Origin of the sequence: Acinetobacter sp. YH12052 (assembly GCF_013419835.1) — a bacterium.
GTDB classification, from domain to species: domain Bacteria; phylum Pseudomonadota; class Gammaproteobacteria; order Pseudomonadales; family Moraxellaceae; genus Acinetobacter; species Acinetobacter amyesii.
In genome coordinates, this window is sequence record NZ_VOZI01000008.1 from 42,373 (window position 1) to 65,671 (window position 23,299).

A 23,299-nucleotide genomic window follows, 5' to 3' on the forward strand; every position below is an offset into this window, starting at 1 on the left:
AAGGATGTAACACACATGGCTCTCTTGCAAATTGCAGAACCTGGTCAATCAAGTGCACCGCATGAACACCGCATTGCAATTGGTATCGATCTTGGGACTACACACTCTTTAGTAGCCACGGTACTTTCTGGTAAAGCGAAAGTGCTTAACGATGAACATGGTCGTGTGTTACTCCCTTCTATTGCACACTATGGCGAATCCACTACGCAATATGGTGACGATGCAAAGGCATTCTTAACGACTGATCCTAAAAACACCATCGTTTCTGTAAAACGCTTTATGGGTCGCTCTAAGGCAGATATTAAATTCCAACACCCGTACAACTTAGTCGGTGAAGCGAATGAAATGCCTGCTTTTGAAACTGCACAAGGTCGCAAAACACCCGTTGAAATTTCTGCAGAAATTTTAAAACAGCTTAAAGACCTTGCAGAAAGCAGCTTAAATAATCCTGTTAATGGTGCTGTGATTACTGTACCTGCCTATTTTGATGAAGCACAGCGTCAAGCAACGCGTGATGCGGCTCAGCTTGCAGGTTTAAATGTACTACGTCTATTAAATGAACCGACTGCTGCTGCAGTGGCTTATGGCTTAGACCAAGACACCAATCTTGCACATGATCAAAACTATGTGATCTATGATCTAGGTGGCGGCACCTTTGACGTTTCAATTTTACGTTTCTCTCAAGGTGTTTTTGAAGTTCTAGCAACTGGTGGCCACACGGCGCTTGGTGGTGATGACTTAGACCGTCTGATTGTAAAATGGGCAAAAAAACAACTGAACATTGAAACTTTAGATGATGCTGAATATGCGCATTTCATTGTTTCTGCACGTAAAGCAAAAGAAGCTCTAACCGAGGCTAAATCTGTAGAGCTTAAAGTTCTTGATCAATCATTGACTTTAGACCGCCCTACTTTTGAATCAATCATCAAAGTTGCTTTGGATAAAACCATCAGCGTTTGTAAACGTGTCATGCGTGATGCCAAGCTTGAGCTCAGCGATATTCAAAATGTGGTATTGGTCGGTGGTTCTACCCGCTCGTATGCTGTACAAAAAGCCGTTCAAGATGTCTTCAATCAAGAACCTCTTTGCACCATCAACCCTGATGAAGTTGTTGCCATTGGCGCGTCGATTACAGCGAACCAACTTATTGGTAACTCTAAAGATGGTTCACTGCTTTTAGACGTCACGCCGCTTTCTTTAGGTTTAGAAACCATGGGCGGTTTGGTTGAGCGCCTTATTTCGCGTAACACAGCTATTCCTGTGGCGCGTCGCCAAGAATTCACAACCTATCAAGATGGTCAAACAGCGATGTTGATTCATGTTGTACAAGGTGAGCGTGATTTGGTTGAACATTGCCGTAGTCTAGGTCGTTTCGCGCTTCGTGGAATTCCACCGATGACTGCAGGTCAAGCGCGTATCGAAGTGACTTTCCAAGTTGACGCAGATGGTTTATTGACGGTGTCAGCCAAAGAAACCACTTCTGGTGTGCATGCTCAAATTGACATCAAACCTTCTTATGGTTTATCTGATGCCGACACTGAACGCTTACTGATTGATGGTTATAAGTTTGCTGAAGAAGACAAAAACTTACGCCATCTTCAAGAAACCAAAGTGGAAGCAAAACGTGAACTTGAAGCACTTGATCAAGCACTTAAAGTAGATGCTCAACTTCTCAGCCAAGAGCAACATAGTTCCCTCACTGCTGCACGCACAGTTTTAGATGCTGCACTTGAAACGACAGATATCAAAGCTATTGAACATGCTGTAGAACAGCTTAAAATACATAGCGATGCATTTGCTGCAGCTCGTATGAATCAGCACATTGATGCCGCACTGAAAGGCACAAAACTCGATGATTGGTCAAACTCAAATTAATTTATAGGTCAAGATTATGCCACGTATTAAAGTACTGCCTCACGCAACAATCTGCCCAAACGGCGCTGAGTTTGAAGTCGAAGCAAATGCTAACCTTTGCGAAAGCATGTTAAAAAACGGCATCAAAATTGAACATGCATGTGATATGTCTAAAGCATGCACCACTTGCCATGTGGTTGTACGTAAAGGTTTTGATGGTCTAGATGAAATGGATGATGTCGAAGCAGATCTTCTCGATCGTGCTTGGGGATTAGAACCAGACTCTCGTCTGTCATGCCAAGTACAAATTGAAGATGAAGATTTGGAAATTGAAATTCCTAAATACACCATCAACCATGCTTCAGAAAATCATTAATTTATAGAATATTTTCTATAATTAAAAAGCCAGTTTATCGTAACTGGCTTTTTTATACATAAATGTATTCAACATATCAAAAAAGAAGACATTTTGATAAAAGCATGAATTGAGTTCTTGTTTAAATTTTACGCGATACGATTAGATCTAATTTTAATTATGCATGTGTTGAATCATTAAGAGTGCGATTCAGTTTTTTTGACTTCTTCAATCACTTCATCTTCCAAATTCAGTTTAACAATACCAGCAGAGTTGGTCATTTTTTGCTGTGTTTGTAGGCGCTGAATCATACGTTCTAAGACATGTATTAGTTCTGGATATTCAAAGTTTTGTACTTCATCTAAGTTCAACAATAGATTAAAGCCTTTATATTCGTAGTCAAACCAACGTTGATAATCTGTTTTCTGTGAGGTGTATTTTTCCATCACTTGCCAAGTACGTACTGGGCCTTTGATGCCTTTTAAGAAGATCGGCGCTTTGGGTGCACATAAATAGTCATTTTTCACTAAATGATGCGTATCGTCTGAAATCAAAATTTCGTCGACTTCAGCAGCACTTTGCAATCGTGCAGCCAAGTTCGCATCACGACCAACGATGGTATACGCCATACGGTGAGCTGCACCATAGTTCCCAACGTGGCAATACCCTGTAGAAATACCCATACGAATATGTAACGGCGGATAACCCATTTTAATCCAACGTTCACGCAGCAACTTCATTTGCTGACGCATGACCATTGCCATCTCTAAACAAGTTTTTGCATCTTGCTCTACGCCTTGGCTATGTGGATCACCAAAGAAGATTAGAATTGCATCCCCCATAAATTTATCGACAGTCGCTTCATACTGCTTGGCAATTTCAGTCATATGACTCAAATAGTCATTGAGTAGAAATGCTAAATCGTCTGGGATTAATGTTTCAGAAAGCTCGGTAAATCCTTGGATATCTGAAAAGAAAATCGTGAGTTTTTTACGTTTATATTCGATTTTAGCTTCAGACTCACCTTTCATAATCGATTGCCAAAGTTGCATTGGCGCATAACGACTCAATTGATTGGCGAATTCCATATAACGATTCATCTGATCATAATAATGGTTCTTTTTATTACTCAACGACTGAACTTGGGTGTGTTGATAAAAAGCCCCTACGCTGAAATAGGTAATGAGGCATAAAAAGCCAAGAACGGTTAATTCACTGCTGGTCGACTCAAAATACTCTTGAAAACCAAAGACATAAATATTGCATAAATAAAATACAGTGACGCCAACAATCCCTGCCAAGGACATCATTAAGAAATTGATCTTGTTATAGATTGTTGTGTATAGCAGCGCAAAGACCGCAAGAAAGGTTAAAACAAGACTTAAATGTACCGCAGACATCAGTACAGCAATAACTATGATATCGATCAGAAACAGCACATTGCGTTTAGTTTGATTGCTATATCGATAAATTAGCCAATGGGAAAACTTGGGAACAACTAAAATCAGAAAAAATAAAAATGCAGGAATATAGATTTGATAATGCGTATCTGGTTGGGTGTAGTGATAGACAACAATCACCAAAGACAGCATGATATATCCCATCAAACGATGAAAATATTCAAACTGTTTAGGCTCTTTGCTGATTAAATTGTCTAACGGCACTCGATCGCCCCCATACGGACACTCATTCTTCTACTATCCTGATATTGTCCGTAAATCGGGATTAGTCCATACGCCAATCGAAAGGCATATCACCTTGACCACGTAGTGCAAGCATTAGTGTTTGGCGCATGTGTGCCAAGACATCATTGTTATAAGGAACTGCTGGCGTACCCCAAACTGGTTTCGGCCAAGCCACATCATTTTGATAACGAACAACATGATGAAAATGTAATTGTGGAACCATATTACCCAATGCAGCTACATTCATTTTGTCTGCACGGAATACACGTGACAATTGGCTTGATAACCAGCTTGATTCACGTAAAAACTGCTCTTGGTCTGCCTGACTTAATTCATAAAGCTCTGTAATTCCCGGAACACGTGGAATCAAAATAAGCCACGGGAATTGCATATCATTCATCAAACGACATGTTGACAGAGGAAAGTCGCCTACATAAAACGTATCTTGAGCAAGTTGTGGATGTAAACTAAACATATCTTTATAAATGATGCAAAATTAGAATGATGGCTAATACTATCACATCCTTATGGGTGTGAATATTCTGTACAGAACGTTTCATTACAAATAAACTGCATTTGAATAAAACGTTGCGTGCTTATGACTCTAATAAATTTTTCAAAAAAATCAAGCGTTTCTTCTATATAAAAAACACTCATGAAAATCTACTCATTCTAAACAAGCAATTTATACGCCAAATCTATTGATTTGGCGCCAATTCCTTCAGCAAACTGTCTAATAAGTCATTTATAAATTGAATGCGTTTCTCATATTCTTCGAGCATGACCATCACTTTTAGACGCTGTCCACCTTCCATTCGGAAGAAAGTCGGATGCTTTTGCATCATTTGAATGATCGATATGGCTTGAACTGGTGTATCTGGTGAGAACTCAATACTGCCGCCATGTGAACTGATATCAATTTTTGTGATACCCAATTGTTCCGCTTTTAAACGCAACTGATGGACAGAGAATAATTGCTTGACTGCTTGCGGCGGCAAGCCAAAACGATCGATCAACTCCATACGAATGTTATCGAGTTTCTCTTGAGTATCCGTATTACTAATGCGTTTATAGAACAATAACCGTTGATGTACATCACCTAAATAATCATCTGGAATTAAGGCTGGCATGTGCATGCTAATTTCAGCCGTTAATGACAATGGAGAGTCAAAGTTAGGCGTTTTACCTTTTTGAATGGCTTTGGTGGCTTTTTCAAGCATTTCCATATACAGGCTATAACCGATGGTTTGCATTGAGCCACTTTGCTGTTCACCCAGCAACTCACCTGCGCCACGAATTTCTAAGTCTTCTGTAGCCAACATGAAGCCCGCACCCAAAGTCGATGCACGAGAAATGGCATCTAGGCGTTTTTCAGCATCACCTTTTAGACCTTTGAGCGAAGGCACTAGTAAATAAGCATAGGCTTGATGGTGCGATCGACCAACACGACCACGTAGTTGGTGCAACTGCGCTAGTCCAAGTTTATCTGCACGCTCAATCAAAATGGTATTGGCGTTTGGTACGTCAATCCCAGTTTCAATAATGGTTGAACACACCAGTACGTTATATTCTTTGTGATAGAACTGTTGCATGATTTGCTCTAGTTCACGCTCACGCATTTGACCATGAGCAACCGCAACACGTGCTTCAGGGACCAATTCCCGTAAGGTTTCTGCCGTACGTTCAATGGTCTCGACTTCGTTGTGTAAGAAATACACTTGTCCACCACGTAGCAATTCACGCAAGATGGCTTCTTTGATCGAATCTCCAGTATGCTCTTGTACAAAGGTTTTCACAGCAAGTCGACGTGCAGGTGGCGTTGCAATAATAGATAGATCACGCATGCCACTAAAAGCCATATTCAGCGTACGTGGAATAGGCGTTGCAGTTAGCGTCAGCATATCGACATCGGCACGTAAGGCTTTAATTCGCTCTTTATCACGCACACCAAAACGGTGCTCTTCATCCACGATCATGAGACCGAGATTTTTAAATTGCACACTTTCCTGCAAGATTTTATGTGTGCCAATCACGATATCCACTTTGCCTTCTGCGAGGTCTTCAATGGTTTTGGTATGTGATTTTGATGAACCAAAGCGTGAAAGGACTTCGATACGTACAGGCCAATCCGCGAAGCGATCTTTGAAAGACTCGTAGTGCTGCTGCGCCAACAAGGTGGTTGGGACAAGTACAGCCACTTGTTTGTTATTTTGTACTGCCACAAATGCAGCACGCATGGCCACTTCTGTTTTACCAAAACCGACATCACCACAAACCAAGCGATCCATCGGCTTCGCTTGTTGCATGTCATAGAGTGTCGCTTCAATAGCATTGGCTTGATCTAGGGTTTCCTCATAGGCGAAGCCACTGGCAAACTGCATATAGAGACTTTGATCCAGTTCAAATCCATAACCCGGCTTCGAGTGACGACGAGCTTGAATATGTAAAAGTTCTGCCGCCACATCATGGATCTGCTCTAAAGCTTTGCGTTTGGCTTTAGACCATGCATCTGTGCCCAATTTATGTAATGGTGCTAGATCTGGGTCACCACCGCTATATCGGCTAATTAAATGCAGGTTTGTCACAGGGACATACACTTTGGCTGCATCGGCATAGTCTAACTGCAAAAATTCATGGTCTTGCTCATCGATACTCAAGGTAATTAAACCTGCATATCGCCCCACACCATAATCAATATGAACCACAGGTGCGCCAATACTTAGCTCGGTTAAACTACGAACAAGAAACTCTTCTGATACTTCCTGTTGGCGTTTACGACGACGTTGAACCACACGGTGTTCATAAAGCTGATTTTCAGAAATTACACTGAGCTTGTCAGTTAGCAATAAACCACGATCTAAGGGCGCATTGGTGATCGCAATCGCATGCATAGAATGCATAAAATCATCAAAACTTTCGACCGTTGGGATATCACCCAAACTTGGACGCAATGCATCTTTTAAAGTTTCACGTCGACCAGCGCTTTCAGCCACCAAAAGCACTGGATAATTTGCCGCATCGATATATTGCTTAACAGCATAAAATGGCTTTTCACGTTTTGGATCGACAGGTAAACGGGGTGGAATCTCAGCTGCAAGATTGATCACGCCATTGCGTTCATCAAAAGCCTCAGGCGAAGCCACGATACGACGGCAGAGATTTAATTGTTCTAAAACCTGATTTGGTTGTAGGAAAATCTGCTCTGGCGGCAAAATCGGTTGGTCGACATTATGACGGCGGTCTTCATAACGACGCACAATATCCGACCAAAACTGAATCAATGTGTCATCTATGGCTCTGTCTGTAATGACAATGCCATTCTTAGGTAAGTACGAAAATAGCGTACTTTGCTCTCTCATGGCATGTTCAGAGAAGAACAACGGAAAATAAAACTCAATACCCGGTGAAGCTATGCCATCTTGTACATCCTGATAAATTGGATTTTTCTTTGGATTTGCCGTCGGAAAATTTTCCGCATATCGATCACGAAACAGTGAGCGCGCTTCTTTTAATGGAAATTCTTTTGCAGGTAAAACCGTAAAATAATCTAAGTTTTGGGTGGTTCGCTGAGTTTCAGGATCAAAGAATTTGAGGGTATCGATTTCATCATCAAATAAGTCAATACGAATCGGTGAACTTTGCCCCGAAGCGTAAATATCCATGATGCTGCCGCGTACTGCAAATTCACCATGATCATAAACGGTATCCACCAAGTGATAGCCCGCTTGTACTAATCTTAATTTTTGTTGTTCGATATCAAATTTTTGACCCACTTTAATATCAAAGTGTTCACCTAATACCCAAGATGCAGGCGCAACTCGCTGCGCCAAGGTTGTTGCCGAAACCAACAACACGCCTTGCTGTGGCATATTAGACAAAATCGCCAAGCGTTCAGAAACAATGTCTTGATGTGGCGACAGCCGGTCATAAGGTAAAATTTCCCAATCAGGGAAAATAGTCGGCTTAATTCCGTAAAATTCCAGCTCACTTTCTAACTGCCCGAGATGCTGATTATTACGTGCTACAATCACAAACAACTGTTTGGATTGTTTGCTAATTTCTTTAAATAATAATGCAGCAGATGAGCCTTGTAAGTTTCCGACCCACCGCTTTTCGCCAGCTTTGAGCTGTTTAAGATTGAGTTGTGAAATTTCTTGCTGGAACATGATGTAAATAGCTTTTAATGTTTTAATCACTTAGTGATCATATTAACACGATGCTTTTTACATTCCGAGATTTAAGCAACTATATACAGTGTTTTAACCAATATGGATTTACGATTTTATTTTCTATTGAAGAGTACCCTTAACGCACCCATCAAACTCAAACACTGCAGTCCATTCACTTACTTACGATCACGGATGAATTGACGATAATAATCATTCAATAGTTTGACATAGAGTTTAAACTGCAACAGATTTTCTTCAGTATTGCCTAATCGTGCAACAAAGCGTTGACTTGCAATTTCCAAGTCTATTTTTTCATTGATAATCATTGCAGTGGCATAGAGCTGTTTTAAATCATCGAAATTTGTCATTTTTCTATTTGACAGATATTCCATACGTTCAGACAATGTATTTAAAACTACGCCTTCAATGATATAGCCCTGTGTTTCATCATATTGAATGTGGTGTTGTTCTAAGTAAAGTTGCTCAGGCGACTCTTTAGCGCCTTTGAATAAATCGACTAACTTATTAAACATCTGACTATCTACAACATGATAAAAAACCTATTGTACTTCGATTACATCCTTTTTTGGGCAAGTTAAAGTATTTCTGACTTTATCTATGCGCTAAATTTTTCATCCAAACCTTCATGACTATATATAGAACTATAATTACGATCTTAAGCAAATATAGCGTTTTATTTTCAACCCAATACTTTCTTTTAGAAATTAAGTTCCTATTAGAGACTTAATACATCACTGCTCAGATTAGTTCTCTAGCTTTACCACTGATTTCTTCAAATAAAAAACGAAGGATTAACCTTCGTCATTTACCCACCATTTAGCTATTTAAAAGTCCTAAATAAGCATTTAACTCACTTGAGCGAGTGGCATACTAAATGGTGTCACTTCAGAAACTAGATTTTCAATCGAGAAAATTTCATCCAATTGACTTTCAGTTAACAGCTCTTGCTCTAAAACCACTTGGCGAATGGTTTTATTTTCGGCAATACATTGCTTGCCGATTTCATCACATTTTGCATGACCTAAATATGGATCGAGTAAGGTCACAATTCCTACACTACGCATCACAGCATCAAAACATGCTTGCTCATTTGCCTGAATCCCTTGAATACATTTGCTGTCTAAAGTTTTCACCGCATTCACCAAAAGCTCAATTGATTCATTCATGGACAATGCAATCACCGGCTCCATGACATTTAATTGTAATTGCCCCGCTTCTGCGGCCAAAGTAATGGTTAAATCATTCCCCATTACTCGAAATGCAATTTGGTTGACCACTTCAGGGATCACAGGATTGACCTTTGCAGGCATGATCGACGAACCTGCTTGTAACTCAGGTAAACGAATTTCCGCTAAACCTGTTCGTGGCCCTGAACTTAAAAGACGTAAGTCATTACAAATTTTAGAAAGTTTGACAGCTAAACGTTTTAAGCAGCTTGATAATAAAATGAATACGCCACAATCGCTGGTTGCTTCGACATAGTCTTCTGCACCTTGCAATTTTAGACCGGTCAAATGAGCTAGATTTTCAACGGCCTTGCCTGCATAACCCGCAGGAGAATTCACGCCAGTGCCAATTGCCGTCGCACCTAAATTAATTTCCAATAGAAGCTGTCGATTTTGCTCAATCAACTTCAAATCTTCTTTTAATAATGTTGCAAATGCTCGGAACTCTTGCCCCAAAGTCATCGGAACAGCATCTTGTAACTGTGTACGCCCCATTTTGATGACATGTTTAAACTCATCGGCTTTAATATGTAAGCTTCCAATTAGCTGATTTAAAACCACAAATAAAGCATCAAAAGCGCTAAATGTTGCTAGACGCAGCGCTGTTGGATAGACATCATTGGTGGATTGTGACTTATTAACATGATCGTTTGGATGAATCCGTTGATAACTGCCTTTAGCATCTCCGAGCAACTCAAGGGCAATATTGGCAATGACTTCATTGGCATTCATGTTAATAGAAGTGCCTGCTCCACCTTGATAAATATCAATTGGAAATGAATCTGCCCATTGTTCAGGATGATCAATCAATGCATCACACGCCTGCTGAATCGCTTGGCGAATATCATCTTGTATTAAGTTAAATTGATAATTGGTTTCTGCTGACGCTTTTTTTACCCGAGCAATAGCGCGTACAAAGTTTAAATTTTGTCCGACATGCTGCTTTGATATTTGAAAGTTTTCGATGGCACGCAATGTATGTATACCGTAATAACATGACTGCGGGACTGCTTTATCCCCCAATAAATCATGCTCTATTCTCGTTTTTTTCATTTGAACCGTTGTCACTGCGCATTCCCTCTAATTACGCACCAAGACTGTGCATACCTCATATTCGACCTGTTCAAATCATCTCACTACAGATGATGTGATGCACATTTGCAACCAAATATTTCAAATACACATTTCTTGTTCAATATGTAACATTGTGTAATTTTTACCTATTTTCATTAGTTCTCTTTTTGTGATGAAAAGTCTTAAGTAGATTTACATTTCAAAATTTAAATTCCCGTCTGGACAACATTTCAGCAGCACAATAAAAAATTCGATTTGTAATAAGAAGAAATATCATTTACACAAAATATACATAAAATATGCTTAAAGGTTACAGAGTGTAATTTTTAAATCGTGCTTGAATCTGCGACTTACGACAGAAGTACAAATTTTCATCTAGGACAGAGATGATTTGCTTTCATTAAGGATGAACCGCCTATGAGCCATTTAAACCCGACATTAGTCACCTTTATTTTTTATATTCTTGCAATGCTTGCCATTGGTTTGTATGCCTACAAAGCTACGCATAACTTTGACGAATACATTTTAGGTGGACGAAGTTTAGGAAGTGTTGTGACTGCACTTTCAGCAGGTGCATCCGACATGAGTGGTTGGCTACTCATGGGTCTCCCTGGTGCAATTTATCTATCTGGTCTTTCCGAAGCTTGGATTGCAATCGGCTTAATTATCGGTGCTTGGTTGAACTGGCTGATCGTTGCTGGTCGCTTGCGTGTTCATACCGAATATCAAAATAATGCCCTGACCCTGCCCGATTATTTCACAAGCCGTTTTGCAGACCGTAAAAAGATTTTACGTATCATTTCAGCTGTAGTGATTTTAGTGTTCTTTGCGATTTACTGTGCTTCTGGCATGGTGGCTGGCGCACGACTTTTCGAAAGTTTATTCGGTTGGAACTACACAACAGCACTGTGGATTGGTGCAATTGCAACCATCAGCTATGTCTGTATTGGTGGATTCTTAGCGATCAGTTGGACCGATACTTTCCAAGCGGGTCTGATGATCTTTGCACTGCTGATCACACCGATCATCACCTACCTTGCTTTAGGTGATAACAGTCAAAATCTTGCTGCTGTTTTGGAAACAGCTCGCCCACAAGCTTCTAATTTATTTGAAGGTTTAAGTACAGTTGCGATTTTATCCAGCATGGCGTGGGGCTTAGGCTATTTTGGTCAACCGCATATCTTGGTTCGCTTTATGGCAGCCGATTCTGTTAAAACCATTCCAAATGCACGTCGCATTGGAATGACATGGATGATCCTATGTCTAGGCGGTGCTGTAGCAGCCGGTTATATCGGTATTGCTTACTTCCAAGTTCACCCAGAACTGGCAAGCGTCGTTAATGCCAACCCTGAAACGGTATTTATGGAATTGACTAAAATTCTATTCAATCCGTGGATTGCAGGGATTATTTTAGCCGCAATTTTAGCTGCGGTGATGAGCACACTTAGCTGTCAGTTATTGGTATGTTCAACAACCTTGACGGAAGATTTGTACAAAGGTTTTATTCGTAAAAATGCATCGCAAAAAGAATTGGTTTGGATTGGACGTGCGATGGTCTTGGCAATTGCTGTATTTGCAATCACCTTTGCAATGAACCCTGCAAGTAAAGTTTTAGGCTTAGTGGCTTATGCATGGGCAGGTTTCGGTGCTGCATTTGGCCCGCTGATTATTCTTTCATTGCTGTGGAAACGTATGACGCTTAACGGAGCAATCATTGGCATGATCGTAGGTGCTGTGACTGTCATCGTGTGGAAAAACTACTTAGGCCACCTTGGTTTATACGAAATCATTCCAGGCTTTATTTTCTCTGCAATCAGTATCGTTGTCGTGAGCTTATTGGGTAAAGCACCAGAGGCGGATGTGGTTGGACGCTTTGAAAAAGCCGAAGCGCAATATCAAAAAGAAATGTCTGAAATCTAAAATTTTTGACACTAAAAAGGGGCTAAATGCCCCTTTTTTATACTCAATTATTGATGATTAGCTACTTCGGCCGAGCCGCAGGTTTCAGCTTAATTTGCATACTTTCTTTGATCACTTCCATCACAGGATAACTACGCGTTTCCTTGATACCAGGTAATTGCCAAAGTACCTGCCCTGAAATTTTTCTAAATTCTTCCATATTTGCGCAGCGTATTTTCACCACAAAATCAAAACCACCGCTGATCATGTGACATTCTACGATTTCTGGAATTTGACGCACTGCATCCGAAAAATCTTCCAATACATTGGGTGTAGTTTTATCTAGTAAAATCTCCACAAAAACCACAAATCCATTGTTGAGTAAGACCGGATTTAAACGTGCTTCATAGCCTAAAATAAAGCCCTCTTTCGATAATTTTTGCACACGTGCCAACGCCGCAGTGGGTGATAAATTCACCATTTCCGCAAGCTTAATATTGGACAATTTTCCGTCTTCTTGCAGCAGCTCTAAAATTCGAATATCTATACGGTCTAAGCTCAAATATGGGCTACTCATCTGAATTTTTCTCTAAATATTATTAAAACTATAGTGAGTTATTCGCTAAATATTCTGTGATGATAAATTAAATAAAGGATCAAGCTCAAGATTTATTTGCTCGTCATAGAACTTTGACACGGAAAATTGAAACATGAATGGAAAAGTATTTGAAGTCACGGGAAGCGATGACTACATCACTGAATTTAAAGACAAGAATAGCTTTGAACAATCGATTAATACAGCATGGCGTCGTGCTGAAACTGAGTGTATTAAAAACTTATTAGCACACAGTGAAATCCCTTCCCCGATCAGCGATCAAATTCAACAATTGGCTTTTGACTTAGCCCATTCATTACGTGAACGTAAAAGCGGTACAGGTAAAGCAGGCATTGTGCAAGGCTTGCTACAAGAGTTTTCATTGTCTTCTCAGGAAGGCATCGCGCTCATGTGTTTAGCCGAAGCGCTACTCCGTATTCCAGACAAAGCAACACGTGATTTACTGATCAAAGATAAAATCAACCAAGGTAACTGGAAAGATCATGTTGGCCAAAGTAGCCTCATGTTCGTAAATGCTGCTGCTTGGGGTTTAATGCTGACGGGTAAACTAATGGAAACCCCTCAACAAAAAAGTCTTTCTAGTCTATTGACGGGTATTTTAGCACGCAGTGGACGTGGCATTATCCGTAAAGCTGTCGACGTGGCTATGCGTATGATGGGCGAACAGTTTGTTACAGGCGAAACCATCAATGAAGCGCTTAAACATGCAGAAATTTTAGAAGATAAAGGCTTCCGCTATTCATATGACATGTTGGGTGAAGCAGCATTAACTGAACCTGATGCTGAACGATATTATCAAGACTATACCGATGCGATCCACGCGATTGGTCAAGCCTCTGAAGGTAAGGATGTTTATAACGGTGCAGGTATTTCAATCAAATTATCTGCCCTACACCCACGCTACCAACGGTCACAGATCGACCGTGTACATAACGAACTTTATGGCAAAGTGCTTGAACTTGCTGTATTAGCCAAGCATTACAATATTGGTCTAAACATTGATGCTGAAGAAACTGACCGCCTTGAAATTTCTTTGGAACTACTTGAGCGCCTATGTTTTGAGCCTAAATTAGCGGATTGGAAAGGTATTGGATTTGTGATTCAAGCCTACCAAAAACGCTGTTTCTATGTGGTCGACCATATTATTGACCTCGCTAAGCGTAGCCAAAAACGTTTAATGATCCGCTTAGTGAAAGGTGCATACTGGGACAGCGAAATTAAGAAAGCGCAAATTGAAGGTATGAGTGACTATCCTGTATTTACGCGCAAAGTTCATACCGACCTGTCTTATATTGCATGTGCTAAAAAGCTCTTGGCAGCGCCTGAGCAAATTTATCCTCAGTTTGCAACACACAATGCGCAAACTGTTGCTACGATCTACCAATTAGCACAGCCAGAGATTTACTATCCAGGCCAGTATGAATTCCAGTGCCTTCACGGCATGGGTGAACCCCTCTATGAACAAGTGGTGGGTTCAAAGTCTGACAACAAACTGGGTGTGCCATGTCGTATTTATGCACCAGTGGGTAACCATGAAACCTTATTGGCCTATTTGGTTCGACGTTTACTGGAAAATGGTGCGAATACCTCTTTCGTCAACCGTATTGCAGATAAAAACTTAAAAATTGAAGATTTAATTGAAAATCCAAGACAGACGATATTAGCGACGGCTGAAAAAGAAGGTATCACTGGCGCTAAGCATCCTTCTATCCCATTTCCGCAAGATTTGTATGGCACAGAACGTCGCAACTCAAAAGGACTCGATTTAGCCAATGATCGCGACTTATCTCAGCTCAATACCACGGCAGTACAGCATGCACATACCCAGTGGCATGCTAGTGCAATGGGCGCTAATTTAGAAGAAATTCATACTGCAAGTATCAACATTACAAGCCCTGCAAACCGTAGTGATGTGGTTGGCAGTGTCAGTGAAGCTAGTCTAGAGCAAGCGGAAATCGCCCTAAATAATGCGTTAAATGCCCAAGCTTCATGGAAAACTTTAGACAAAGATCAGCGTGCAGCATGCTTAAACCGTGCGGCGGATTTGATGGAAGTACAATTGCAATCTCTCTTGGTGTTGTTGTCACGTGAAAGTGGTAAAACCTATGCCAATGCTATTGCTGAAGTTCGAGAAGCTGTAGATTTCCTACGTTATTATGCAGCTCAAATAATTGATCTAGCAGAGAATACGCAAATTGAACCCCTTGGCACTGTGCTGTGCATTAGCCCGTGGAACTTCCCGCTTGCTATTTTCACAGGTCAAATTGCTGCAGCATTGGTTGCAGGTAATACAGTGATTGCTAAGCCTGCTGAACAAACGCCACTGATTGCTGCTCAAGCTGTACATATTTTATGGGAAGCAGGTGTTCCGTTTGATGTATTGCAACTCCTTCCTGGGCGTGGCGAAACCATTGGGGCCAAACTCAGCGCGGACTCACGTATCCAAGGCATCATGTTTACAGGCTCCACTGAAGTCGCACGTATCTTGCAAAAAACCGTGGCACAGCGCTTAAACCAATTTGGCGAAAGTGTGGTTTTGATTGCTGAAACTGGCGGTCAGAATGCCATGATTGTTGACTCATCTGCATTGACAGAACAAGTGGTATTAGATGTCGTTAACTCTGCCTATGACAGTGCAGGCCAACGCTGTTCTGCCCTACGTATTCTCTGTGTACAAGAAGATAATGTGGACGTTGTCCGTACCATGTTACAAGGTGCGATGAAGCAACTTCGTGTCGGAAATCCTGCACTTTTAGCAACTGACATTGGCCCAGTGATCGACCTTGAAGCACAGCAAAATATTGAAAAACATATTGAGAAGATGCGTAGCAAAGGCTATCCAGTACATCAAATCATGTTTAATGCTGATAACAATGCCTTAATTACTACGGGAACATTCGTTGCACCAACTTTGATTGAACTGCCAAATTTAAATGATTTAGAACGCGAAGTTTTTGGGCCAGTATTGCATTTAATCACCTACAAATATGGTGAGATTGAAAACCTATTAACGCAAATTAATGCCAAAGGTTATGGTTTAACCATGGGCTTGCATACACGTATTGATGACACGATTCAAAAAGTTATCGGTCATGCAGAAGTCGGCAACCTGTACATTAACCGTAATATTGTAGGCGCTGTGGTTGGTGTACAACCTTTTGGCGGCGAGGGCTTATCAGGTACTGGTCCAAAAGCGGGCGGTCCTTTATATATTTATCGTTTAATGCATCAAGTTTCTGAGAAAAAACTAGCTTCACCGTATGCAGCTCATGCAGAAACGCAAGCTGCACACTTCCCTGCATATGAAGCTTTTAACACTTGGGCGAAGCAGCATTTTTCAGGCATTGCGATTCAAACACCGCAGGCCATAGCTGCAGGACAAAGTTTTGAACTGCAAGGCCCAACTGGTGAAAACAACCAATATGCCATTTTGGCACGTAAAGGTGTGCTTTCATTGGCTAATAATGATGCAGATCAACTGAATCAAATTGCTGCGATTTTATCGGTAGGTAGTCAGCCTGTTGTACTTGCAGACAATACTTTTGTGTTGAAACACTTAAATAGCATGCCAAAAGTCCTCGTAGACCAATTTAAAGTGATCACGGATATTTATCATGGCAATTTTGATGCAGTTTTACATCATGGTGAAAAAGCTGAGTTATTAAAAATTCAACAAGTCATCGCGTCTCGTGAAGGTGCAATTATTGGCATTACGCATTTAGCTTCAGGCCAATATGACATCCCTGTAGAACGTTTCGTGATTGAGCGTGCAATCAGTGTCAATACTGCGGCAGCCGGTGGTAATGCTAGCTTAATGACAATGAATTAAACACTGAATTGAACTCCAACTAATCAGTTCCTCACTTAGCTCAATCTTTATGAATGTTCCATAAAGATTGAGCGTTTTTTTAACTTCCCCTCGATAAAAGTTCTGTTTAGCGTATTCAGACTCATTTTCTCGACAGATAAATACAGCCAAAAGTGGAATTAATTTAGTCTTATAAGGTGAATTTTGCTAACATGACTTTTTTTAATATGTTTGCGATTTTTTACTGCATATGACTTCAACTTATCAGCAACAACTTGATGCCAAAGTTGCCCGCATTACGGCTCAATTTTCAGAATACAACCCTCCCTCTTTAGAAGTTTTTCCTTCTGCTGAACAAAACTTTCGTATGCGAGCGGAATTCCGAATTTGGCATACTGAAAATGATATGTTCTATGCAATGTTTGAACGCAATGCAGATAATGAAAAACAAGTTGTAGAAATTAAAGATTTCCCGATTGCAGATAAAAGCATTAATGATTTAATGCCCGTATTATTAAATGAACTCAAGGCACAAGAGATCTTATCGAGCCGTTTATTTGAGGTTCATTTCTTATCAACGCTGAAAGGTGAAATGTTAGTTTCATTGGTTTACCGCTGCCCGCTCAATGCTGAATGGGAGGTAGCTGCCAAAGCGCTGTCTGAAAAGCTCAACATCAAGATTTATGGTCGTAGTCGTGGTCAGCGCGTGATTTTAACTGATGACTATGTGGTTGAAGAACTCCAAGTATTTGATCGTAAATATCAGTACAAGCAAATCGAAAGTAGCTTCACACAGCCAAATGCCGGCGTATGTCAAAAAATGCTGGAATGGGCGTGTCAGGCTGCCGATCACTCAGACCAAGACTTACTTGAGCTTTACTGTGGTAATGGCAATTTCACGCTGCCTCTTTCCACACGCTTTAATCGCGTTTTGGCAACAGAATTAGCCAAGTCTTCAGTTTATGCAGCACAGTGGAATATTGAGCAAAATGGCATTGATAATATCCAAGTGGCTCGTCTATCAGCTGAAGAGTTTACCCAAGCCTACAATGCTGAACGTACATTCCGCCGCCTTGAAGAAGCTGAGATTGAAATTTCAAGCTATAACTTCGATACGGTATTTGTCGATCCACCGCGTGCAGGTATCGATGATGAAACACTAAAACTGTTGCAACGTTTTGAACGCATTATCTATATTTCATGCAACCCAGATACTTTACATGACAATCTTAAACTGCTTTCACAAACGCATAAAATCAGTAAATTTGCCTTGTTTGATCAATTCCCTTATACACACCATGTAGAGTCTGGTGTGTTTCTTGAGAAGATTTAAACAAATTATTTCAAGTCATGTTGTTGTCATAAAAGGAGCTTTCTAAAAGCTCCTTTTTTATATACTAAAAAAGCTTTATTTTCTCGCCACATGCGGTGTAATGGATGCCTTTTTATATCAATTAGGCAAAGATTCTAAAAGTCCAATCGAAAAAATGATGATTCAAGTGGCTAAAATTTCACTTTAGTAGTCTTGCTTTATTTATTGGATTGGTTATATTTCGTCCTATGTTAGGTCGCAAATGAAGGCTCTATGAGTTTTTGGCATAAGTTGTTCGCTAATGAACAGCAAAACGGGCATAAGAATCAAATTGCCTGTGTTGAAAATGATTGCTCTTGTAAAACCAATGAACAGCTTATTGCTGCTCTTACAAAGGCAACAGATGAAGATGTTATCCTCGGTATTAAAAAAGTGCTCGCTTCGCGCGGTTATAGCCGTAAGGAATTAAATGAAATCCAGCATCTACCTCTACAGTAGAGTCTGAACATTCAGTGTTCAAACAAGGCATTCTATTTACAGAGTGCCTTTTTCATTTTTAAAATAATCATAATGATGCCGCTTATTTACAGATCAGGTTTTGTGAGTCGGCCACATCGTAATTTACAACTTTTATGCTATGCTCCAAGGCAAATTAGCGATATATAATTTTTAAGCACTCGACAATAAAACCCAATATTGCATCAAATATGATGCCGAAGACCTCTAAACAGCATTGATATAAAAATTAAAGGAATGAACATGAATAAATTAACAAGTTGCCTTATTGCCTGCTGCATACTCAGTCTAAGTGCTTGTAGCCAAATCCCCAAAGAATGCGAAGAATCTTGGGATAAACTCGAAGCCCTATCGAAACAAATGGGCTTAAACGAAGAGCAAATCAAAGAACAGAAAAAACAGTTTGAAGAAAGTATTAAGCAACAATCTAAAGAACAAGCCATTCAAATGTGCCAAACCCAAAGTACCTTTTTAGGTTTAGTTGGCAAATAAACAGTAGTTGCTATCAATCTAAAGACTGTATACATGAAGCCCGACCATTCGGGCTTTTATTGTTTGCATTGAAATGCTGTTGTATACGCTACAATTGGTCCTAAAGCTTTCAAACTTGAATCATGTCTATTCAACGCTTGGATTTCTGCACTAGACACAGATCCATCTAAATACAAGGCATTGTTAATCGATAATTGCTGCTTAAAATATTGTGCAAATGCATAAAATGACACGCCTTCACGACTGATCACAAAATACAACTTGCCGTTTTTGATCCCCACACCATTGCGGATTTTCAATGAATCTGACTGTGGGATAAAGTTTGAATTGATTTTTCCATCTACCACCAGCATCGGGCCTGACTGCGTCGCATAACGTGCATTAAAATTGGTGGAAGCATATTTTTGTGTAGTTAATATCACCGCTTGCTTGTCATTCCATGCTAGAACACCATTCGGCTGAATTAAAAAATTACCAAAGCCTCGTGTTGCACGATTCAAGGCTTTTTTCTGCAGCCCATTTTCAACGTAAAGACCAACAGGCGCTAAATCTGCATGATACATCCCTGCATTCATTGCGAAGTTCATCGTATTACATTTACGCGCTAATGCCTGCTTTAAACGCTGTAAGTCTCGATATGGCTGCTGCTCTGCATCATATAAATAGAGCTTTAGTTGACTCAGATCCGAAATTTCAACCACATCCACGGCAATGGGCTGACTGACACGTTTCGCTTGAATATTGGCATAGGAAATAGTCGGTGAGAAAATCAGACCGAGCAGCATCATAAAGCGCATTTTTTTAAACATTGAGGTTGATTGAACACCAAGCATGACCCTATCCATAGCGTGAGTTAAAAATCGAACAAATTTTAGCTAAATCATCGCTAAAATAGTCGATTAATTCACAGATTAAAAGTAGACTAATCCTTAAAAATAATTCGGATTTAAAGTAGGACTAGTAAATTCATGCACGTGCAGAAAGATGGTTTTCCTCTTGGAACACATCTTATTGTTAAACACTTCGGTTATAGCCATCATGGCATATATGCCGGCCGCGGTAGAGTCATTCACTACTCTGGTTTTGCACACCTTTTCAAAAAACATCCGATTGAAATGACCTCTATCGAAAATTTCAGCCACGGCAAAAAAATTATCGTTCAGTCATATAGCAATCCAAAATTTAAAGGGCGTAAAGTGGTGCGTCGTATGCGCTCACGTATGCATGAAAACAACTATCATCTGATTATTAATAACTGTGAACACTTATGCACTTGGGCCATTACCGGTGTTGAAAGTAGTCCTCAGGTGTTTCGTATGATGAACCGACTCACCACGATTGGGTATGTCAGTTCTCTGATGAGTTTTATGAGTAGCATGATGCTGACCGTGACCACCACTTGCTTTGCACTGGTGTTCTATATCAAAAAGAAACTGCGCGAAAAAGCCAAAATGCAGATGCCGGTTTATACCTATTTAAAGCGTGAAGAACATAAGAATCGTTAATTCACTGCAGCAGCATTGAACCGTGGCTTTATCAAATTTCAATACATCAGCACATTGCTTAGAAATACTGCGCTAATACACAAGCTTTTCCTTACGGCGTATCAGATGTCATGCTTAATTTTGGTCACTCTTCACATTGCTAAAAGTTCACATTGCTAAAAGGTGGAAATTTATCTTCAACCAAATTGCTTTGCAGGCCATGTTCTAAATAAATTTTGGCTGCATCCAAAACCGTTGTAAAACCACCTGTACTATCGATAATAAAATCAATTAATGCCTGACCTTGCAGAGGAATCTTTGAATTTTTGATACGAACGTAGGTTTCCATCGGGCTAATCTGCTCAAAAATAAAATCGACTTGAGTTTTTGGTTCTCCCCACTGTATTTGAATTAATTTGTTTTCCTTAATACTCAGCACGTCTACATCGGCGACTGCATTATATTTCTGCCAAGTCCATTGCACGGTTTTACCTTCTTCTAGATAGCCACTCGATGCACTAAACCAAAAATGCTGTGTTATTAAAGGATCAACAAAAGCATTAAATACGATATTGATGGACTTACGAATTAACATCTGGGTTTCAATCACGACACTCATCAGCATTCCTACAGTATTTTAATTTTATTCAGTGATAGCACAGAGAACTGATCATTGCCTACCACTGAATTGTTATTGCCCTATTATGCTGTATGTTCTGTAATAAATGCTGATGTCACTAGCGTGGGATTCTTCTCTGTAAATTGCCCATTCCAATAGGGATAGTATGGATAAGGTGGATACACTGCACTGACTGCGTCTAATCGGGCTAACTGCTCTACGCTTAACGACCAATCTTTCGCCGCAAGGTTATCCAACAGTTGCTGTTCATTACGTGCGCCTATCAAAATGCTAGAAACTGTCGGTCTGGTTTTCAGCCAATTCAATGCAATCTGCGGGATAGAGTGCCCTGTTTCCATGGCTATTTCTTGCATTACATCTAACACCGCATATAACTTCTCGTGTTGAACTGGCGGTGCGAATTGTGCTGTTTCATGCAGCCGGCTTTGCTTTGGAATCGCGTGCTCACGATCAAATTTCCCTGTTAATCTCCCCCAGCCCAGCGGACTCCAAACCACTGCACCAATCTGTTGATCATGCTGCGCAGGCATCAACTCCCATTCATAGTCACGTCCAATCAAAGAATAATAGACTTGATGCACACTTAGCTTTTCATAGCCCTGCTGTTGGGCAATCGACTGAGCTTTCATGAGCTGCCAGCCTGAAAAATTCGACGCACCGATATAGCGAACTTTTCCACTACGTACCAAGTCATCCAAACTGCGCATCAGCTGCTCAAGTGGCGTCGTGCTATCAAACTGATGTAGTTGCAGCACATCAATATAATCTGTGCCTAAACGCTTTAAACTCGCCTCCACAGCTTGTATTAAATAGCTTCTAGAATATCCACCTTGATTGATTCCATCGTTCAATCGGATACCCACTTTGCTGGAAATAATCACCTCTTGGCGTTTTGATTGAAGTAATGCACCGAGCATCTGCTCTGAGGCACCATTTGAGTAAGCATCTGCGGTATCGAAATAATTCACGCCTTGATCAATACACAGATCAATCATACGTTGGGCATCATTTAAACTCGATTGCCCCCATGCAGAGAAAATAGGGCCTTGCCCGCCAAATGTACCTGCACCAAAGCCGAACTCTGAAACTTGTAAGCCAGATTGCCCTAGATTGTGATAGTTCATGGTGATTTCCTGTGTTTAATTTACACACAGAATAGGCACAGATATTTATCAGAAAAACCCTGAATATCGAGAAAGACTTTCTTGATTATATTGATAATGCTAACTGAAGATTTCGACTTATTCACACGAATGGCGGCACTGGGTTCAATCAGTCAAGCTGCCAAAGAAGCCAATCTCTCTGTTTCTGTCGCTAGTAGCCGTCTACACAGACTTGAACAAAGTTTAGGGCTGCGCCTTTTTCATCGCACCACACGGCAGCTACATTTAACACAGGAAGGTGCTGTTTTATTGCAGCAAGGATTTCCCTTACTCGAACAATTTAATTCGCTACTGAGCCAATTTCAGCCTGAACCACAACAACTCAGTGGCGTATTAAAAATCACATGTTCAGAAGTTTTTGGAAATCGTATTTTAGGGCCAGTATTTGCAGCCTTTGCCAAGTTGCATCCAACATTGACTTTGGATATTGAACAGACCGATCAAAATTTAGATTTGGTCTCGGCAGGTATCGATGTTGCGATACGTATTGGTCAACTAGAAGACTCATCGCTGATTGCTAAACCACTTAGCTTAAACCGTCGTATTTTGTGTGCCTCGCCAAACTATATCGAGCAACATGGCGAACCTCGCTCTCTAGAAGAGCTCTCTATGCACCAATGCATTTTACAGAAATACCCTAAAGGCGTTTCGCAATATTGGACATTCTTCCAAGATCAATACAGCATAAAAATACCCGTTTCAGGGCAATTTCATATCAACTCAGGTGAAGGTGTACGCCAAGCAGCACTTGCAGGTTTAGGCATCTCAAACCACTCTATTTGGCATGTGGAGGACGATCTACTCTCTGGCCGACTTGTCCAAGTTCTACCAGCAATCCCTGTTCAAAGCACAGCAATCTATGTGGTAATTCCGCATCGACATTTTGTCCCGCCTAAAGTACAGGCCTTTATGCAGCACTTGGACGATTTTTTTCAGCATCAGTATGCTTGGTACATATCGCCCAATTTATCTGAAAATTAGGCCA

The 23,299-nt window shown here is 40.5% G+C and carries 18 protein-coding genes; 9 read left to right on the forward strand and 9 right to left on the reverse strand.

From position 1 onward, the window contains the following. Positions 1-15 precede the first annotated feature (15 nt). Both hscA and fdx read left to right on the forward strand, forming a co-directional pair. Entirely contained in the window at positions 16-1,875 is a 1,860-nt protein-coding gene (gene hscA, locus FTU06_RS07485) for a Fe-S protein assembly chaperone HscA (protein WP_180145833.1), read from the forward strand. A gap of 16 nt (positions 1,876-1,891) precedes the next feature. Beyond that, positions 1,892-2,230 carry an ISC system 2Fe-2S type ferredoxin gene (fdx, locus tag FTU06_RS07490; protein ID WP_180145836.1) on the forward strand — a complete coding sequence of 113 codons (339 nt, stop codon included), beginning with the start codon at positions 1,892-1,894 and terminating at the stop codon, positions 2,228-2,230. A 176-nt stretch (positions 2,231-2,406) separates the two neighbouring features. On the opposite strand, the gene FTU06_RS07495 is transcribed toward fdx, so the two are convergent. The 5 genes from FTU06_RS07495 to aspA form a co-directional block, all read right to left on the reverse strand. Next, the gene (locus FTU06_RS07495; RefSeq protein ID WP_180004649.1) at positions 2,407-3,873 is read right to left on the reverse strand and encodes an adenylate/guanylate cyclase domain-containing protein; all 1,467 of its coding nucleotides are present in this window, start codon (positions 3,871-3,873) and stop codon (positions 2,407-2,409) included. Between the two features lie 61 nt (positions 3,874-3,934). Then, on the reverse strand, positions 3,935-4,369 hold the full coding sequence (locus tag FTU06_RS07500; protein WP_067762788.1) for an HIT domain-containing protein: 435 nt from the start codon (positions 4,367-4,369) through the stop codon (positions 3,935-3,937). A gap of 223 nt (positions 4,370-4,592) precedes the next feature. Beyond that, complete coding sequence (gene mfd, locus FTU06_RS07505; RefSeq protein ID WP_180145953.1) at positions 4,593-8,060, reverse strand: transcription-repair coupling factor; 3,468 nt, start codon at positions 8,058-8,060, stop codon at positions 4,593-4,595. 179 nt (positions 8,061-8,239) lie between these two features. Beyond that, positions 8,240-8,596 (reverse strand): hypothetical protein, encoded by a 357-nt coding sequence (locus FTU06_RS07510; RefSeq protein ID WP_078193486.1) that lies wholly within the window; start codon positions 8,594-8,596, stop codon positions 8,240-8,242. A 333-nt stretch (positions 8,597-8,929) separates the two neighbouring features. Beyond that, a complete protein-coding gene (gene aspA, locus FTU06_RS07515) occupies positions 8,930-10,363 on the reverse strand; it encodes an aspartate ammonia-lyase (RefSeq protein ID WP_218954082.1) in 1,434 nt (477 codons plus the stop codon). 438 nt (positions 10,364-10,801) lie between these two features. Between aspA and putP the strand changes: the two genes are divergently transcribed. Further along, entirely contained in the window at positions 10,802-12,304 is a 1,503-nt protein-coding gene (gene putP / locus FTU06_RS07520) for a sodium/proline symporter PutP (RefSeq protein ID WP_180145842.1), read from the forward strand. Between the two features lie 61 nt (positions 12,305-12,365). Here putP and FTU06_RS07525 read toward each other — a convergent pair whose 3' ends face one another. Continuing rightward, positions 12,366-12,860, reverse strand: coding sequence for an Lrp/AsnC ligand binding domain-containing protein (locus FTU06_RS07525; RefSeq protein WP_180007830.1), 495 nt, complete (start codon positions 12,858-12,860; stop codon positions 12,366-12,368). A gap of 133 nt (positions 12,861-12,993) precedes the next feature. Here FTU06_RS07525 and putA point away from each other — a divergent pair, with 133 nt between their 5' ends. The 4 genes from putA to FTU06_RS07545 all read left to right on the forward strand — a co-directional run bounded on the left by putA (position 12,994) and on the right by FTU06_RS07545 (position 19,027). Next, positions 12,994-16,728 (forward strand): trifunctional transcriptional regulator/proline dehydrogenase/L-glutamate gamma-semialdehyde dehydrogenase, encoded by a 3,735-nt coding sequence (putA, locus tag FTU06_RS07530; protein ID WP_180145846.1) that lies wholly within the window; start codon positions 12,994-12,996, stop codon positions 16,726-16,728. 229 nt (positions 16,729-16,957) lie between these two features. Continuing rightward, the gene (gene trmA, locus FTU06_RS07535; protein ID WP_180117323.1) at positions 16,958-18,040 is read left to right on the forward strand and encodes a tRNA (uridine(54)-C5)-methyltransferase TrmA; all 1,083 of its coding nucleotides are present in this window, start codon (positions 16,958-16,960) and stop codon (positions 18,038-18,040) included. 252 nt (positions 18,041-18,292) lie between these two features. Then, a complete protein-coding gene (locus tag FTU06_RS07540) occupies positions 18,293-18,517 on the forward strand; it encodes a hypothetical protein (RefSeq protein ID WP_168378613.1) in 225 nt (74 codons plus the stop codon). Between the two features lie 261 nt (positions 18,518-18,778). Next, positions 18,779-19,027 carry a hypothetical protein gene (locus FTU06_RS07545; protein WP_168378614.1) on the forward strand — a complete coding sequence of 83 codons (249 nt, stop codon included), beginning with the start codon at positions 18,779-18,781 and terminating at the stop codon, positions 19,025-19,027. Between the two features lie 56 nt (positions 19,028-19,083). Here FTU06_RS07545 and FTU06_RS07550 read toward each other — a convergent pair whose 3' ends face one another. Further along, the gene (locus tag FTU06_RS07550) at positions 19,084-19,860 is read right to left on the reverse strand and encodes a phosphodiester glycosidase family protein (RefSeq protein ID WP_257234330.1); all 777 of its coding nucleotides are present in this window, start codon (positions 19,858-19,860) and stop codon (positions 19,084-19,086) included. A 135-nt stretch (positions 19,861-19,995) separates the two neighbouring features. Here FTU06_RS07550 and FTU06_RS07555 point away from each other — a divergent pair, with 135 nt between their 5' ends. Next, positions 19,996-20,532 (forward strand): lecithin retinol acyltransferase family protein, encoded by a 537-nt coding sequence (locus FTU06_RS07555; protein WP_111883727.1) that lies wholly within the window; start codon positions 19,996-19,998, stop codon positions 20,530-20,532. Positions 20,533-20,671: 139 nt separating this feature from the next. On the opposite strand, the gene FTU06_RS07560 is transcribed toward FTU06_RS07555, so the two are convergent. Both FTU06_RS07560 and FTU06_RS07565 read right to left on the reverse strand, forming a co-directional pair. Continuing rightward, positions 20,672-21,130, reverse strand: a complete 459-nt coding sequence (locus tag FTU06_RS07560) for an SRPBCC domain-containing protein (protein ID WP_373684697.1) — start codon at positions 21,128-21,130, stop codon at positions 20,672-20,674. An 83-nt stretch (positions 21,131-21,213) separates the two neighbouring features. Beyond that, complete coding sequence (locus FTU06_RS07565) at positions 21,214-22,275, reverse strand: aldo/keto reductase (protein WP_180049640.1); 1,062 nt, start codon at positions 22,273-22,275, stop codon at positions 21,214-21,216. 96 nt (positions 22,276-22,371) lie between these two features. Here FTU06_RS07565 and FTU06_RS07570 point away from each other — a divergent pair, with 96 nt between their 5' ends. Then, entirely contained in the window at positions 22,372-23,295 is a 924-nt protein-coding gene (locus tag FTU06_RS07570; RefSeq protein ID WP_180134927.1) for a LysR family transcriptional regulator, read from the forward strand. Positions 23,296-23,299 lie beyond the last annotated feature (4 nt).

Excerpts from the sequence above, each read along its gene's own strand:
- hscA (WP_180145833.1), top strand. The coding sequence starts at position 16 with ATGGCTCTCTTGCAAATTGCAGAACCTGGTCAATCAAGTGCACCGCAT.
- fdx (WP_180145836.1), top strand. The coding sequence starts at position 1,892 with ATGCCACGTATTAAAGTACTGCCTCACGCAACAATCTGCCCAAACGGC.
- FTU06_RS07500 (WP_067762788.1), bottom strand. The coding sequence starts at position 4,369 with ATGTTTAGTTTACATCCACAACTTGCTCAAGATACGTTTTATGTAGGC.
- mfd (WP_180145953.1), bottom strand. The coding sequence starts at position 8,060 with ATGTTCCAGCAAGAAATTTCACAACTCAATCTTAAACAGCTCAAAGCT.
- FTU06_RS07510 (WP_078193486.1), bottom strand. The coding sequence starts at position 8,596 with ATGTTTAATAAGTTAGTCGATTTATTCAAAGGCGCTAAAGAGTCGCCT.
- aspA (WP_218954082.1), bottom strand. The coding sequence starts at position 10,363 with ATGAAAAAAACGAGAATAGAGCATGATTTATTGGGGGATAAAGCAGTC.
- putP (WP_180145842.1), top strand. The coding sequence starts at position 10,802 with ATGAGCCATTTAAACCCGACATTAGTCACCTTTATTTTTTATATTCTT.
- FTU06_RS07525 (WP_180007830.1), bottom strand. The coding sequence starts at position 12,860 with ATGAGTAGCCCATATTTGAGCTTAGACCGTATAGATATTCGAATTTTA.
- putA (WP_180145846.1), top strand. The coding sequence starts at position 12,994 with ATGAATGGAAAAGTATTTGAAGTCACGGGAAGCGATGACTACATCACT.
- trmA (WP_180117323.1), top strand. The coding sequence starts at position 16,958 with ATGACTTCAACTTATCAGCAACAACTTGATGCCAAAGTTGCCCGCATT.
- FTU06_RS07540 (WP_168378613.1), top strand. The coding sequence starts at position 18,293 with ATGAGTTTTTGGCATAAGTTGTTCGCTAATGAACAGCAAAACGGGCAT.
- FTU06_RS07545 (WP_168378614.1), top strand. The coding sequence starts at position 18,779 with ATGAATAAATTAACAAGTTGCCTTATTGCCTGCTGCATACTCAGTCTA.
- FTU06_RS07550 (WP_257234330.1), bottom strand. The coding sequence starts at position 19,860 with ATGCTTGGTGTTCAATCAACCTCAATGTTTAAAAAAATGCGCTTTATG.
- FTU06_RS07555 (WP_111883727.1), top strand. The coding sequence starts at position 19,996 with ATGCACGTGCAGAAAGATGGTTTTCCTCTTGGAACACATCTTATTGTT.
- FTU06_RS07560 (WP_373684697.1), bottom strand. The coding sequence starts at position 21,130 with ATGAGTGTCGTGATTGAAACCCAGATGTTAATTCGTAAGTCCATCAAT.
- FTU06_RS07565 (WP_180049640.1), bottom strand. The coding sequence starts at position 22,275 with ATGAACTATCACAATCTAGGGCAATCTGGCTTACAAGTTTCAGAGTTC.
- FTU06_RS07570 (WP_180134927.1), top strand. The coding sequence starts at position 22,372 with ATGCTAACTGAAGATTTCGACTTATTCACACGAATGGCGGCACTGGGT.